Below are 14,091 nucleotides of genomic sequence, written 5' to 3' on the forward strand. Positions count from 1 at the left end.
CACGTCGCCGGCAGAGTCCCCACTGCCGCGGAGGCACCAGAGACATCCACCACCTGCTCAGGGACCTCTCCACACACAACACGTCATGGAGGCACCGTGACCGTTTCCGCGGAGTCCATCGAATCGGTACAGCAGCTCACCACGGCCTGGCGGACCATGGTGCTCGACCGCGACGCAGACGCGGACGTGCGTGACCTTCCGGGCATCGCTGTGCGCTGGGCCGACAGCCGGTTCGGGTTCTTCAACTGCATCACCTTGACCGAGGCGGAAGCGGGAGCAGAGCTCCTCAGGCACCGTCTGGGCCAGGCTGCGGGCATCATGCGGACGAAGAAGCACGCGGGCTTCTTGTGGCTCTTCGAAGGCCTCCTCGACGACCAGGCCCGCTCCGTGCTGGAGGCGACAGCGGAGCAGGCCGGTCTCCAGTACGCCTTCCCCGGGACGGGCATGGCCGGTGAGCTGCTGCCCATCCCCGAGCCGGCCCACCCCGACCTGACGTTCACCCGTGTGCGCACCGAGGAGCAGTTGCAGGCCTACGCCGACCTCCAATCACGCGCGTACGGGTTCCCCTTGGAGGAGGGCCGCGACGGCTTGGCCGGATCCGAGCTCTGGAAGAACGAGGTGTACGCCTACCTGGCCATGCGAGGCGACGAACCAGTGGCCTGCGCCGCCACGGTCGAAGCACAAGGCCGCCTGTTCGTTGCATTCGTCGCCACGGACCCGCGGTGGCAGCGCAAGGGCTACGGCGAGGCGGTCACCCGCAAGGCGCTCTACGAAGGTGCGCGGGCCACCGGGCTGACCCGCGCCACGCTGCACGCCACCGCCGCCGGAGCCCCCGTGTACCCGCGCATCGGATTCAAGCCGAACACACCAATTCACTTCTACGGCCTGAAAGGCTGATCCGGCGAGGCAGCTCTTTTGCGGCGGTGTCGACTATTGATTTCGGGCGTGCCGGCCTGAGGGTTCGGCTGGTGGGGCTTCAGCTGGATAGGGCCTGTCCGGCGGATCCTGTGACCGCTCGACTTCGACTCGGTCGCGGTCGGGACGGCTTCCCAGCCGCTCTGGCCGCACTGGCATCTCGATGTGACGGACGGCTGCGGTTGGCGCGCGAAAGGCCAATCGAAGCGCTCGCACATGCCTGCCCGGGGGCTTGCCGCTCTGTTCAGCTGTGTTCAGCTGTGCTCGGGCTCCACCGGGAGCCATGGTTCGGCGCCGGCGTCGGCGCCGGCATTCTGCGACGACAGGCGCGTGCGCAGGAGCTCAGGGCTGGTGCGGGTGTGCGATACGGGTTCGACGGGAACCACTCGGTGAAAACGTCCCGCCACAGCTCCTGGATGGCCTGCGGCGCCCGCCCGGAGGTGGTGAAGACCGCCCAGGGGCTCCACGGAGATGATCACGCCGTAGTGGTAGTCGAGTTCAGTGCTCTCGGCGCGGCTGGGTTCCATGCCGTCGCAGACCGCGACGATGCCGTGCGGCTCCTGGTCCGACAGCTTCTCCAGGCGCCATGGCTTGGTTCAGCCGCTCCAGCATTCTCGGCATCCTTCCTCCTTCCTCCCTCCCTTCCCTCTTCACGACCACCGTGCCCGCGATGGTCGTGAACACGTCTACCTGGCACTGCGGTCGGCGCCGTTCCCGTCCGGACCGGGAGTGTCCTTCCCCAGGCCCCGGCGGATCGCAATCTCCACGGGTGAGTACGCACCGTCGGCGCGTTCCAGTTCATACGGCGCGGCCGGCATCAGCGGCGGCTGGGCCATGAAGCGCGGCCGCATCCCATGGTGCGGTTGCGCCGCGTGCACCAGGAATGGATGGCACAGGAAGACGTCGCCCGGGGACCCGGTGGCGAGGGCGAGTGGCCGGTGGCCGGACACCGCCACCAGGTCGGGTGCGAGGGTCAGCCCGCTCGCCCCGTCCTCCCCGTACTTCTCCAGAACCTTCGGCACGTCGAGGTGTGAGCCGACCCGGATCCGGGTCGGGGCGTCCTCCTCACCGACGTCGCTGAACAGGAACAGCATCAGCAGCGCCCGGCCCTGGGAGCGCAGATTTGTGAAGTACCAGCTCTCGCCCTCCGGCAGATAGCTCCCCTCGATGTGCCAGCCCGCGTCGTCCGGCTCCTCCTCGTGCGGGAAGCGCAGCGGGAACGTGCCCAGCGAGTAGCGCGGCTCCCAACGTCCCGCGCCGACGAGCAGGTCGTACGCGCGCTGCAGGGACGGGGAGTTGGGTGCGGCGGCGAACGGCCCCTGAGCCATGCCGGCCACCCAGTGCACGGGCTGCGTCCACGTCGACGGATCCTCCGGGTCGCAGCCCGTCTCCCGCCACAGCAACCGCGCGCAGTCCGCGGCCACGCGCGGCGCGACGGCGCCTTCCAGCTTCACGAAGCCGTCGCGGAGGAAGCGGGATACCAAGGTCGTGTCATCCATGCCCCCATCGTGCGGCGACACCGGCCCCGCTCACCCGACATTCTCCGCACCGCCTTCGTCGGGTGATCAGCGATCCGCTTCCCGCCCCTCCGAGACGAGAGGCGACCGCTCCGTGTTCACAGGACCACGTGGCCCACGACTCGCTCGCCACCGCGCGGCAGCATGCGCGCCCGCGGGCCCCGCCTACTGGATCTGGGGCACCCATTCCTTTGTGCTTTGTCTCAGAAGCCTCTGCTGCGATTCCGCCAACAACGCCGCGTCAGCTCTTCCGTCGACGGCCCGCTCGGGCGGGTTGACCACGGTGACGACTGGGCGGCCGCTGCTCCGGCCGCCCACCAGGGAGACGTCAGCTGATGGCGATGGAGATCTGCCCGCGCCGCACTTGCTGCCCCTGGCCGGAAAGGTTGGTGGGTATGTTGCCCCTTCACATCGGTTGCCCGGGCCGGTGTCATGCCGCTGCGACGAGCGTCCAGTTCCTGCCCCAAGGTCGGTCAACCTCCACCGAGATCCAGCTCACATTCGCTTCCGGTCGGTATGACGGTCAGCGAGTAGTCCCAGCCCCAGCCCGGATCCGGGCTGCCGCTTGCAGCGCTCAGGGGTCGACTGAAGCGCCCGGTCACACTCGGCTGGGGCTGGACAGTCATCGGCGCCCTGGGCGCCCTGGGCGCGCTGAGCGGCGGCGTGTGCGTCGGCGGAGCACGATCCGCGGGGGTGGTGGCGGGGTAGGGCTCAGGAACGGTGTGCGGTGAGGTGATGGCGGGCGTCATCGGGACGCGCCGCCGTCACCTCAAAGGCATCGATCAGGCCGCCAATCGCTTCGGGACTGGCTTCTCGCCGACCCGCGCCTCGGACGGGGCGAAGACCGGGACCCGGCCGCGGTCTGCATCGAACACGCCTGCCACAGGCGATGATGGTGCCCCGATACGTGGATCACGAGGTCAGGAGCCATCGATGCCTAGGCGCGTTCATCAACCACTGGAGGACGAGGAGGTCGACTTCGTCCTCAGGATGAGCGATGGCCCGGTCCTCGCCTACTTCTCCGGGACGTGGCCGAAGGCGATCGAGGCGTGCCGGGCAATGGACCTTGTCGTAGGTCGGATCGCCGAGGAGTACGCGAACCTCCTGATGGTCATCAAGATCGACATCACCCGCTGCCCGAAGGCGACCAAGCGGTACGGCGTCACCGGGGCCCCGTCCGTCGTCCTGCTAAGAGAAGGTGAAGTGGCGGCACGCAGCGCGGGGCCGATGACCCACGCCGAGCTCCGGGACTTCCTGATCGCGCACTTCTGACCGGCCGCCGCCCGCTCTGCCCCAGCCGGGTAGGCGAACCGGGACGAACGTCCTGGGTGGCTACGGACGGCCGGGGTTGATCATGTCCTCCGCCGCCCCGTGAAGGCCGAGGGGCGGGTGTCCGGGGTGCTGTGCCAAGGTGGCTACATGGTTCGGTCCGAGATTGACGCTGAGTTGAGGTCAGCCATTGAGGATGTCCACTCGACCTCCTGGGCCGTGAGGGCGGCCGCCGGGCGGCGTCTGGCCGCTGCCGCAGATGTTGCCCAGGCAGCTGACGCCCTGTATCGGCTGCTGCTGGACCAGGACACCGGGGTCACGCAAGAGACGGCGGAAGCCCTGCTGGAGCGGTGGGACGTCTGCGGTTGGCGTTTGGTTCTGGCCGCGCTCGTCGGGGCGGACGACGTCGGCACCGCTGATCAGCTCCAGGCCGGAATCGACGTCGTCTGCTATGGGTCCCTCGCCAATCTCACACGGTTCAGGGTGCTCTGTGCGGCATTGATGTCTGATGCCGACGAATCGATCAGCGAGGAAGCGAGCAGCCTCCTGAGCAGGTGGCAGCAGCCCGACCAATGAGCATGCACGGTGGTCGGCATTGGCGAGCTGGCGGCAGAAGACACCGGTCTCCGCCCCTCAAGGTCGTCGTCGCCCATTCCGAGCGCGCGACCCTGCGTGTGGCGACGTGTTCCTGAAGGTGGACGCCGATCAGGCGCGCATCGACGTCGAGGTCGAGGCGATGGCCCTGGCACCGGTCCCGACCCCGGAGGTCCTGTGGCGCAAGCCGCCCGTGCTCGCGATCGCCGCGGTCCCGGGGACGGCACTCGGCGCCTCGGCGAGCCGTGGACCGCGTCCCCGGCGGCGTGGGCCATGGTGGGTGCCGCCATCCGGAGGCTGCATGACGCGCTGTTGCCGCCCCGGCCTGGCCGGGCCGGCCGGGGCCTCAACGAGTTGGCGGCGGAGCTTCACGGCGAGTGCGAGTGGCTTGTGACGAACGACGTCCTGCCCGCCGACCTGGTCATCCGCAACCGCCAGGTCGCCGAGGCCGCGCTCCGGCCGTGGACTCCGGTGTTCACACACGGCGACCTGCAGATCGCTCACCCCGCGACCAAGAGCACCGGCAGGAACTACGTGACGAGCGTGGGCGTATCTGGGCGACAGGTTGACTGAACGCCTGAGCCCTACCTGCGGCATCGAACACGTCGACGTGCGCGAGCGGGACCTGAACACCGTCGACTGGGAGTCCATGGATGCTGTGGCCCTCTTCGGAGGTGACCTCAGCGAGCATGCGATCGCGCGGGCCGAAGGTCTGGTGGTGGTCGGTAGCGCGACGGACAACCTCGAGATCCCGAGCATCGAAACCCTGTAGGAGCGCCGGATTCCGTTCGTCGACCGGAGTTCCGGCCGGGCAGTCTCGGTCGCCGGGTGCGGGCCGGCCCTGGTGCTGTGTGCCATGCGACGGATTCCCAACTGGCACCGATGGGTTGCCGACAGGTTGCCGACGGGTTCAGCCCGTGAGCGTACCCGTACGTCCAGTCTTGCGATGATCCGCGGTTCGTGAACGGCACTGTGGGCGGGAAGGCCGTCGGTGTATTGGGCCTGGGTGAAGTGGGCCTGAAGCTCGCCTCATGGTGCTCTGGAATGAGTGCCCGGGTACTTGCCCACGATCCCTACCGGTACCGGAAGGGTTTGCCCGCGTGGGTGCCGAGCAGGTCGGCCTGGACGAGTTGGTGCGTGAGTGCGACGTCCTTGTCATCGCCGTTCAGGATTCGCCCGGTGCCACGGGTGTGATCGACCGTGATCTCGTCCGGGCCCCCCTGAAGAACGGCGCGATCGTCGTCACCGTGACCCGGAGCGCGGCGATCGACACGAAGGCCCTGCACGAACGCGTGATGGCCGGCGAACCGGTCTGGGACGCGGACGTGTACGACGAGGAACCCCTCCCTGCGGACGATCCGTTGATCGGGCGACACAACGTCGTCCACCCTCCTTGCATCGCAGGTCGCACGCGGGACGGGAACTTGGCCGTCGCGGATGTGATCGCCGATGACTTCTTGCGCGTCTTCAGGGGCGAGCATCCGGTACACATGATGACCCCCGCGCGGCCGAGCGTACGCACTGCCGCACCGGGCACCACCACGATCAAGGAATGGATGGACTCGTGCGCGAGGCAACCGGTCAGGAACAGAGCAGAGAGCGGAAGATCCGTCCGCGCGTCCAGGTGGTGGCGGGTGTTGTTCGAGCGGAGGACGGGATCCTGCTGGTGCGAGAGGCCATCGCGGACGAGGGGCCCCTCGTCTGGTCTCTCCCTGGAGGCGGTGTGAAGGCAGGGGAACTGTTCGACGAAGCCCTGCGCCGGGAGCTCCTTGAGGAGACCGGAATCAAGGTCGGCGAACCCAAGGGGATGGCCTTCATCGTTCACCACGACACCCCCCGCTACCCGTCGGCGATCCTGTGCGCGCTCGAATACGACGAGTGGGAAGGAGAGGTTTCCGCGGCCGATGACCCGTCTGGTGATGTCATGGAAGCCCGGTTCTTCCCCGTTGAGGAAGCCATCCGAGTCATGACGGAGACCACGGGCCTGCCGCACCACCAGCCCGTCGTGGAGTACCTGAGCGGGCGCGCGCCGGCCGGAACGGCGTGGCTGTACCGCCGGGTTGAGGGGGGCGAGGACCAGCTGGTCTCGCGGATCGAGCCGGTAGGACGGGAGCACACGACCGCCGAGTGACGGACGGCATCGCGCGGGGAAGACGATTCGGGGGACCTAGAACTTCATGACCAGGAATTACAGCACCATGGTCCTGGGCGCGGGGCCGTGTGGACCGGCGGCAGCGCACACCCTGCGAGAGGAGGGGAAGGAGGTGCTCGTTCTTGAGCGCGAAGGTCACCCCGGTGGTCTGGCAGCCTCCTTCCGAGACCTGGCCGGCTTCACCTGGGATCAGGGTGGGCATGCGGTCTTCGGCAGCTACGGGGATTTCGGCGTCCTTGTCGAGAGGCTGATGGGCTCGGAGGTCGAGCACCGCGAGCGGAAGTCCTACATCCTGCGGGGCGAACACCGGGGTGCCCTATTCGTTCCAGCGAAATCTGGCGGCGCCGGCCCCCGAGGACGTTCTGGAGTGCATCACGGGCCTGCTCGACAGGCCTTCGGAAGCCCCGGCCGACTTCGGCGGATGGATGCTCCCGCACTTCGGCGAGGGCATCACCTGACAGTTCGTGGCTCGTACCAGGGCGGCGGCACCCCACCCCAGGGCCGCCGTCGCCTTCGGCTTGTGTTGACCGCTTGTTGATCGGCCCGGTCCAGCATGGCTTCCCACCGCTCCACCAGGGCGCGGTGCAAAGGAATGCGAGAGAGGAAATCGCCATGGACGACCTGTTCGACCTGGACGTGGAAGAGATCGCGGCGCCGGCCCTCGAGGGCGTGCCCGGCGAGGCGGGGGCGGTCCTGCCCACCAGCAACGAGTGCCACGCGGGCACGGGTTGTATCTGCTGAACCGCCCCGGTGGACGCCGTACGGGCGGGGGCCCGCCCCCGCCCGTACGGCACGCACGCACGTAAACGGTGACCAGCGGGAGCGGAGAAAAGGTGTCGGTGATGGGGTCGGCGGACGAGACGAACGGCGGCTATGCCTGCGCCGACGTGGTGCTCCTGAGAGCGGCGATACGGCCGGTGGACACGGCCCCTGACCCGGCGGGGACACCGTCCCCGCGGCGGGCCGCCGCGGACGGACTGTTGCACGAGGCCGTCGCCCTCGCCAGCCCGTCGCTGTCCGCCGTGCTGGACAAGGCGGCGGCCGGCACGCCCCTGACGGCCAAGGAGGAACGCCGCGCCGAGCGGGCCCTGGCGCGCTACGCGCTGCGGATGAGCGAGCGGGCCACCCCCTTCGGCCTCATGGCCGGCGTGGCGACCGCAGGCTTCGCGCAGCGCCCGGAATTCCGCTGGGGCCAGGGGCACACCAAGGCCGTACGGGCCGATATGGGATGGCTCACCGCTGCCGTCAGCCGCCTGGAGGAGGACCCGGGCGTCCTGGCGGCCCTGCGGGTGACGGCCAACGACCTGTGCACGGTGCGCGGCGACCGGCTGGTGCTGGGCTTCGTCCCCGAACCGGCGGACGCCCCCCTCCGGCGGCCGGCGGTGCGGGAGATCACCGTGCGCCGCACGCCCGCCGTACGGCGGGCGCTGGAGCTCGCCCGTACCCCCGTGCCCTGGCCCGAGCTCGTCCGGCGGATGACGGAGGAATACCCCGCCGTGGACGGGGACACCGTCCGGGCGATGCTCACCGAACTGGTCCGGCGCGGAGTGCTGCTCACGGAACTGCACCCGCCCATCGACGACAGCGACCCGCTGGCCCATGTCCTCGGCGTCCTCGGCCTGGCGGTGCACGCAGGGGAGGGCCTCTCCGTACGGAGCCGGGACGTCCTGCGGGAACTGGCACTCGTCGAGCGGGAACTGGCCCATTACGCGACACAGCCCCCGGGCCGGGGCCGGACCGCCCTCGCCGTGGCCGAGGCGCGCATGCGCCGGACGCACCCGGCCGAGCGCCTGGTGCAGACCGATCTCCGGCTGGACGTCACGGCCCGGCTGCCCGAAGCCGTACGGGCCGAGGCGGAACGCACCGCCGGTGTCCTGGCGACCCTGGCCGCCGCGCGCCCCGGGCCACGGCATCTGCGCGCGTACCACGTCCGGTTCCTGGAGCGCTACGGAACGGGGCGCACCGTCCCCCTGACCGAACTCCTCGACGCCGAGCGAGGCCTGGGTGTCCCCGAGGAGTACCGCGCACCGGCAGCGTCCCGGTCCCTGCCCGGCACGGAGGGCCTCGACGACCGCGACCGGCTGCTGCTGGCCTGGGCACAGGAGGCGGCCACGGCCGGGGAACGCGAACTCGTCCTGGACGACGCGCGCGTGGCCCGCCTGACCGGAGCCGGCCGCCCGTCGCGGGACGACCGGGCCGCCGCCGAAGGGAGGCGGTTCGCGCCGCCGCCGTCCTTCGATCTGGTGGCCGAGGTTCGCGCGGCGTCCCTGGAGGCCATGGCCGAGGGCCGGTTCCGGCTGCTGGTCGGCGCCGTCTCGGCGGTCGCGGGCGCCGTCGCCGGGCGCTTCGCGCCCGCCCTGGGCAAGGAAGCCCAGCGCTTCGGGGAGGTGCTGCGCTCCGTCCCCACGCACGACCCGCGTGCCGTCCGCGCCCAACTGGCCTTCCGCACGCTCAATGGCCGGGCTGCCAATGTGGGCCGCGTCCCCCGCTGGACGGACCATGTCATCACGGTAGCGGCCTTCACGGACCGGGCGTCGCGGTACGCCCTGGGCCTGGACGACCTGGCCGTGGTGGCGACGACGGACCGGCTCGCCCTCGTCTCGGCCACACTGGCGGCGGAGGTCGTCCCCACCATGCCGAGCATGCTCAGCCTGCGCGGCAACGCCCCCGGAATGGCCCGCTTCCTGGCCGAGCTGCCCCGCTCCGGGGAGTCGGCGCTGCCCATCTGGGACTGGGGCGCGGCAGCCGCCCTGCCCTATCTGCCCCGCGTGCGCTCCGGCCGCTCCGTTCTGGCCCCGGCCCGCTGGTACCCGGCCGACCCGGACCTGCCCGCGGCCGCCGGCGACCCGGCCACCGGCCCGGCCGAGTGGCGCCGGCTGTTCACCGCCTGGCGCGAGCGCGCGAACGTGCCCGACCGGGTCATGGCGGTCCACGGCGACCAGCGTCTCACCCTCGACCTGACCTCCGACGGGCACCTGGAACTGCTCCGGCACGAGTGGCGGCGCCGGCCCACGGCGCACCTGCAGGAGGCGCCGGAGGGCGAGGAGTACGGCAGCGGCTGGTCCGCCGGGCACCGCACCGAGATCGCCTTCCCCATGGTCCGTACGACCGCTCCCGATACGGCCCGCGAGCCGCTCACTGCCCCGCCGCCGCGCCGGGCCGCCACCGCCCACCACCCCGGCTCCCGCTGGCTGTACGCCAAGCTCTTCTGCTCGCCGGAGCGCCACGACGAAATCCTGACCGCCCATCTGCCCGGCCTGCTGGACGGGTCCGGCACCCGCTGGTTCTACCTGCGCTACGCCGACCCCGACCCCCATCTGCGCCTGCGCTTCCACGGAGAGCCCGCCGACCTCGGCGGGCGGCTGCTGCCGCGCCTGGGGGAGTGGGCGGCGCGCCTCGCGGACCAGGGGCTGTGCGGGCGGCTCGCCCTGGACACGTACGACCCCGAACTCGAGCGCTACGGCGGCCCGTCGGCCATGGCGGCCGCCGAAGCGGCCTTCGACGCCGACAGCAGGGCCTGCCTGGAGCAGCTCGCCCTGCTCCGCGCCGGCACGCTCTCCCTCGACACCCGGCTCCTGGCGGCCGCGAACTACATCGACCTCCACCACCGGTTCCTCGGCCGGCCCGACGGCGCGCTCCGCCTCCTGGGTGACGACGCCGCGCATGGCCACGACGACGCGCCCACCGCCCTGCGGGAGCCCGCCCGCCGCCTCCTCGATGCCGACGGCCGCTGGCAGGCCCTGGACCGCCACCCCGGCGGAGCCGAACTGCTGCGGATCTGGGACCGCCGCGCCACCGCCGTGGACGCGTACGGACGGCGGCTGCGCGCCCTGCCCCCGGCGGAGCGCTGGGGCGGGGATGAGCGCGCGCTGGCCTCCCTGCTGCACATGCACCACAACCGGCTCGCGGGCATCGACCGCACCGCCGAACGGCAGTCACTGGCCCTGGCCCGCGCCGCCGTGCGGGCGCACCTCGGCCGGGTACGGGCACACCTCGGCCGGGTAAAGGCGGGGGCGTGACCGCCCGCGGCGCTGCCGAAGCCCTGGCCGCCGACATCGCGGAGCGGCTCACCGACCCATGGCGGGTCGCGGCGCACCACCCCGCCTCCCGGCCCGCCTGGCAGGACCTCACCCTCAGCGAGGGCCTGCCCGGCATCGCCCTGCTGCACCTCGAACGCGGGCACACCGACGCCGAGGCGCTGCGCACCGCTCACCGCTGGCTGGCCGAGGCGACGGCACGCGCCGCGACGGCACCCTCCGCCGCCCCCAGGCCCAGCCTCTACTACGGCGTGCCCGCGCTCTCCTTCGTCCTGTCGCGCGCGGCGTCGGCCGTCGGCCGTCCCCTGCAGGCCGCCGAACGGCTCGGCGCCCAGCTCCGCCGCTACGCCCGCGACACGGCCGCCCGGGAACTGCGGCGCCGGCCCGGGGACGGCGAGTGCGTGACCATGGCCGCCTACGACGTCGTGTCCGGGCTCACCGGCCTCGGCGCCCAGCTGCTCGACGACGCTCCGGGCCGGGACGCGCTGGCCGACGTGCTCGCCGCCCTGGTGGCGCTGACCGTGCCCGTACGCCTGAAGGACGGCCGCACGCTGCCGGGCTGGTGGACCGCCCAGGGCCCCGGAGCCGGCTATCCGCCCACCACACCCGAGGCCGGGCACGCCAACGCCGGGCTCGCGCACGGGGCACCGGGGCCGCTCGCCCTGTTCGCCCTGGCCTGGGAACAGGGCGTCGTGGTCCCCGGCCAGGAAGCGGCCATGCGCACACTTGCCGACTGGCTGGTGGACATCCGTGTCCACGACGAGCGGGGCACCCGCTGGCCCAGGGCGCTCGTCCTGCGCCCGGCGGGCGGCACCGCCGCGGCCACCGATGACGTCCCGGACCGCCCGGCCTGGTGCTACGGAGCGGTGGGTGTCTGCCGGGCGCTGTACCTCGCCGGCCGGGCCCTGGACGTACCGGAGTGGCGGAGCACGGCCCTGGCCGGCTTCCGCTCGGAGCTCGCCCGGGCACGGCGGGAGGACCGCGAGGAGCACACGGATCCGGGGGTGTGCCACGGCTGGGGCGGCGCCCTGCAGATCACCTGGCGCATGGCCCACGACACCGGGGATCCCTGCCTGCGCGACCTCCTGCCCTGGCTCGCCCGGCGCGTCACCGGCTCGGCCGCGCCCGACGAGCCGTTCGGGCTGCGGCACCGGCCCCCGCCGCGCGGCCTGCCGGCCGACCGCGCCGGCTTTCTGACCGGCGCGGCCGGCACGGCCTTGGCCCTGCGCACCTTCGCGACGGACACGGCACCGGCGACGGGCTGGGACCGTGCCCTGCTGATCGCGTGAGCCCTCGGCACCCGGTCGGGCCCACCGGGCTCCGTCCTGATGCGCGAGGTGGCCGACGGCCTCTATCTGCTATCTGCACGGGCCCGACCTCTCTGCACGGGCCCGGCCGGGATGACGTGGACGCCGACCTGCGGCACCGGGCCGACGCCCTGGACGCGGCCGCCGGGACCACCTGACCGCATGCGTGTGGCTGCCCAGGGCGAGCGGCGAGGGTCCCGCGTGCCGCGGACGGCTCGTGCGCTGCCTGCCCTTGTTTTGTGTGCGTTCCGGAAAAGTATTTCCACTGATTCGTTCGGTAAAGTCACGGAAAGCACGTGCTCAGTCACTCGGCAATTACGAAATGGTGTGCTCGCGCCGGAAATAAGGGCTGACCAGCGGCGATTGGAGACGTTCCGTCGATTGTCGTACGATGACGGGCGTCGCTTTTGCGTCCTCGGTGATCTCGTCGCCAGTGAGCCCGGACCACCGCTGATCGAATTCCTCAGGTTCGTCGTGCGCAGCCGCCCGGTGTCCGCTCCCGGGGATGATTTCGGCAGAGCCGCCGGGCCGCTTCTCGCTGCGCGCGGCTGAATTCCGTCCAGTTCGGAAGGTTCGGCCCGGAAGACGATGTCGTCCTGCGGCGCGAGCCGACGAAAAGGGCGGCAGCCGCAGGACCTGAGAGGTGCACGGGCTGCCGTCGGACTTTGTCTCCGGCAGAACGGAATGCACGTCGTGGATGTGAGCGCGGCCAATCGAAAAGGCCTCAGCCTCTTCGCCCTGATCATGATCGGGCTGGGGTCCATCTTCGGCTCCGGCTGGCTCTTCGGAGCCGGACAGGCGGCTCAGGTCGCGGGCCCGGCCGCGCTGGTCGCCTGGGTGATCGGCGCGATCTTCATCGGCATGATCGCCATGTCCTACGCCGAGGTCGGCGCCGCCTATCCGCTGCCCGGTGCCATGGCCCGGTTCGGCTCCATCTCGCACGGACCGGTACTCGGCTTCATCACGGGCTGGGCCGTGTGGATCGCGACCGCCTCGCTGATCCCGATCGAGGCCATCGCGGGCACCCAGTACATGTCCTCGTGGAGCTACGGCTGGGCCCGCGGGCTCGTCGCCGACGGCAGCCTCACCGGCACCGGTATCGCGATGGCTCTGTTCCTCACCGTCGCCCTGTGGCTCGCCTGCTACTGGTCGGTCGAGCTGCTGGCGCGGGCCAACAACCTGCTGACGCTGGTCAAGTTCGCCATCCCGGTCCTCGCGGTCGGCGCGCTCATCGCCTCGGGCTTCCACACGGACAACTTCACCGCGCACGGCGGCTTCGCCCCGAACGGCTGGTCCGCCGTCCTCACCGCCGTGACCGCCTCCGGCGTCGTCTTCGCCTTCAACGGCTTCCAGGCCGTCGTCAACCTCGGCGGCAACGCCAAGAACCCCGGCCGGGCCATCCCGCTCGCCCTCGTCGGCGCGCTCTCCCTCGGCCTGGTGATCTACCTGGCCCTGCAGGTCGCCTTCCTCGGCGCGGTCCCGCCGGAGAAGCTCGCCGAGGCCGGCGGGTGGAGCGGCATCAACTTCGCCTCGCCCTTCGCCGACCTCGCCAAGCTGCTGATGCTGCACTGGGTCGTCACCATGCTCCAGTTCGGCGCCTTCATCTCGCCCAACGGTGCCAACATCGGCAACGTCGCCTCCTCCGCCTACCTGGCGCAGAACCTCGCCGACACCGGCTTCTTCCCCAAGAAGATCGCCGAGGTGCACCCCCGCTACGGCGTCGCCCGCCCGGCGATGTGGCTCAACCTGGGCTTCTCCGTCCTCCTGCTGCTGACCATCGGCCACAGCTGGGAGGCCCTGGCCAGCGTCGTCTCCGCCGCGATGGTCGTCTCGTACCTGATGGGCCCGATCGCGGTGGGCGTCTTCCGGCAGACCAAGCCGGAGCTGCCCCGTCCCTTCCGGCTCCCCGCCGCCAAGGTCCTCTGCCCGCTCATCTTCGCCTTCGCGGCCTGCGCCCTGTACTGGTCGAAGTGGCCCAACACCGGCAAGGTCACCCTGCTCACGCTGGTCTCGGTCCCCATTGCGGCGGTCGTGCTGCGCCGCCGTGGCGAGAACCTGCGCCGCCAGTTCGCGCCGGCGTGGTGGATGGTGGGCTTCCTGCTGTGGCTGTCCCTGCTGTCCGCCCTGGGCAGCCCGGAGTTCGGCGGCCACGGCGTGATTCCGGGCGGCCTCGACACCGCGTTGGTGGGTGTGTCGGCCCTGGGCTTCTACTTCTGGGCCGTGCGCGCGGGCGTCCAGGCCCACCGCGCGGGTCTGCCGGGGCCGGACCCGGTGCTCGGCGGCGCGGGCGGCAACGTGCC

The 14,091-nt window shown here is 71.4% G+C and carries 13 protein-coding genes and 3 pseudogenes; 14 read left to right on the forward strand and 2 right to left on the reverse strand.

Annotation, left to right across the window (positions count from 1 at the left end):
* Nucleotides 1-96 precede the first annotated feature (96 nt).
* Nucleotides 97-897 (forward strand): GNAT family N-acetyltransferase, encoded by an 801-nt coding sequence (locus V7793_RS10755; RefSeq protein WP_336004844.1) that lies wholly within the window; start codon nt 97-99, stop codon nt 895-897.
* A gap of 272 nt (nt 898-1,169) precedes the next feature.
* On the opposite strand, the pseudogene V7793_RS10760 reads toward V7793_RS10755, so the two are convergent.
* Nucleotides 1,170-1,499: pseudogene (locus tag V7793_RS10760) on the reverse strand (GyrI-like domain-containing protein); the annotation flags it as partial.
* A 102-nt stretch (nt 1,500-1,601) separates the two neighbouring features.
* The gene (locus V7793_RS10765) at nt 1,602-2,414 is read right to left on the reverse strand and encodes a phytanoyl-CoA dioxygenase family protein (protein WP_336004846.1); all 813 of its coding nucleotides are present in this window, start codon (nt 2,412-2,414) and stop codon (nt 1,602-1,604) included.
* Between the two features lie 951 nt (nt 2,415-3,365).
* Between V7793_RS10765 and V7793_RS10770 the strand changes: the two genes are divergently transcribed.
* The 13 genes and pseudogenes from V7793_RS10770 to V7793_RS10820 all read left to right on the forward strand — a co-directional run.
* The gene (locus V7793_RS10770; RefSeq protein WP_336004849.1) at nt 3,366-3,704 is read left to right on the forward strand and encodes a thioredoxin family protein; all 339 of its coding nucleotides are present in this window, start codon (nt 3,366-3,368) and stop codon (nt 3,702-3,704) included.
* Between the two features lie 147 nt (nt 3,705-3,851).
* Complete coding sequence (locus tag V7793_RS10775; RefSeq protein WP_336004851.1) at nt 3,852-4,277, forward strand: hypothetical protein; 426 nt, start codon at nt 3,852-3,854, stop codon at nt 4,275-4,277.
* A 2-nt stretch (nt 4,278-4,279) separates the two neighbouring features.
* A pseudogene (locus V7793_RS10780) lies at nt 4,280-4,799 on the forward strand (hypothetical protein); the annotation flags it as partial.
* Between the two features lie 61 nt (nt 4,800-4,860).
* Nucleotides 4,861-5,067 (forward strand): hypothetical protein, encoded by a 207-nt coding sequence (locus tag V7793_RS10785; RefSeq protein ID WP_336004854.1) that lies wholly within the window; start codon nt 4,861-4,863, stop codon nt 5,065-5,067.
* Nucleotides 5,068-5,306: 239 nt separating this feature from the next.
* Nucleotides 5,307-5,489: a hypothetical protein gene (locus V7793_RS38195; RefSeq protein ID WP_443057880.1), complete on the forward strand. Its 183-nt coding sequence runs from the start codon at nt 5,307-5,309 to the stop codon at nt 5,487-5,489.
* Nucleotides 5,429-6,022: an NAD(P)-dependent oxidoreductase gene (locus V7793_RS38200; protein WP_443057881.1), complete on the forward strand. Its 594-nt coding sequence runs from the start codon at nt 5,429-5,431 to the stop codon at nt 6,020-6,022. The genes V7793_RS38195 and V7793_RS38200 overlap by 61 nt, the downstream gene beginning before the upstream one ends.
* The gene (locus V7793_RS10795; protein ID WP_443057879.1) at nt 5,923-6,426 is read left to right on the forward strand and encodes an NUDIX hydrolase; all 504 of its coding nucleotides are present in this window, start codon (nt 5,923-5,925) and stop codon (nt 6,424-6,426) included. The genes V7793_RS38200 and V7793_RS10795 overlap by 100 nt, the downstream gene beginning before the upstream one ends.
* A gap of 67 nt (nt 6,427-6,493) precedes the next feature.
* Nucleotides 6,494-6,700, forward strand: a pseudogene (locus V7793_RS38205) (NAD(P)-binding protein); the annotation flags it as partial.
* A 58-nt stretch (nt 6,701-6,758) separates the two neighbouring features.
* Nucleotides 6,759-6,905, forward strand: coding sequence for a hypothetical protein (locus V7793_RS10800; RefSeq protein ID WP_336004862.1), 147 nt, complete (start codon nt 6,759-6,761; stop codon nt 6,903-6,905).
* A 154-nt stretch (nt 6,906-7,059) separates the two neighbouring features.
* A complete protein-coding gene (locus tag V7793_RS10805) occupies nt 7,060-7,188 on the forward strand; it encodes a hypothetical protein (protein ID WP_336004864.1) in 129 nt (42 codons plus the stop codon).
* Between the two features lie 101 nt (nt 7,189-7,289).
* On the forward strand, nt 7,290-10,466 hold the full coding sequence (locus tag V7793_RS10810; RefSeq protein ID WP_336004867.1) for a lantibiotic dehydratase: 3,177 nt from the start codon (nt 7,290-7,292) through the stop codon (nt 10,464-10,466).
* Nucleotides 10,463-11,773, forward strand: a complete 1,311-nt coding sequence (locus tag V7793_RS10815; protein WP_336004870.1) for a lanthionine synthetase C family protein — start codon at nt 10,463-10,465, stop codon at nt 11,771-11,773. The genes V7793_RS10810 and V7793_RS10815 overlap by 4 nt, the downstream gene beginning before the upstream one ends.
* 711 nt (nt 11,774-12,484) lie before the next feature.
* On the forward strand, nt 12,485-14,091 hold a 1,607-nt coding region (locus tag V7793_RS10820; protein ID WP_336004873.1), incomplete at its 3' end, for an APC family permease.

The sequence above is a fragment of the Streptomyces sp. KLMMK genome, from assembly GCF_036961605.1.
Taxonomy (GTDB): domain Bacteria; phylum Actinomycetota; class Actinomycetes; order Streptomycetales; family Streptomycetaceae; genus Streptomyces; species Streptomyces telluris.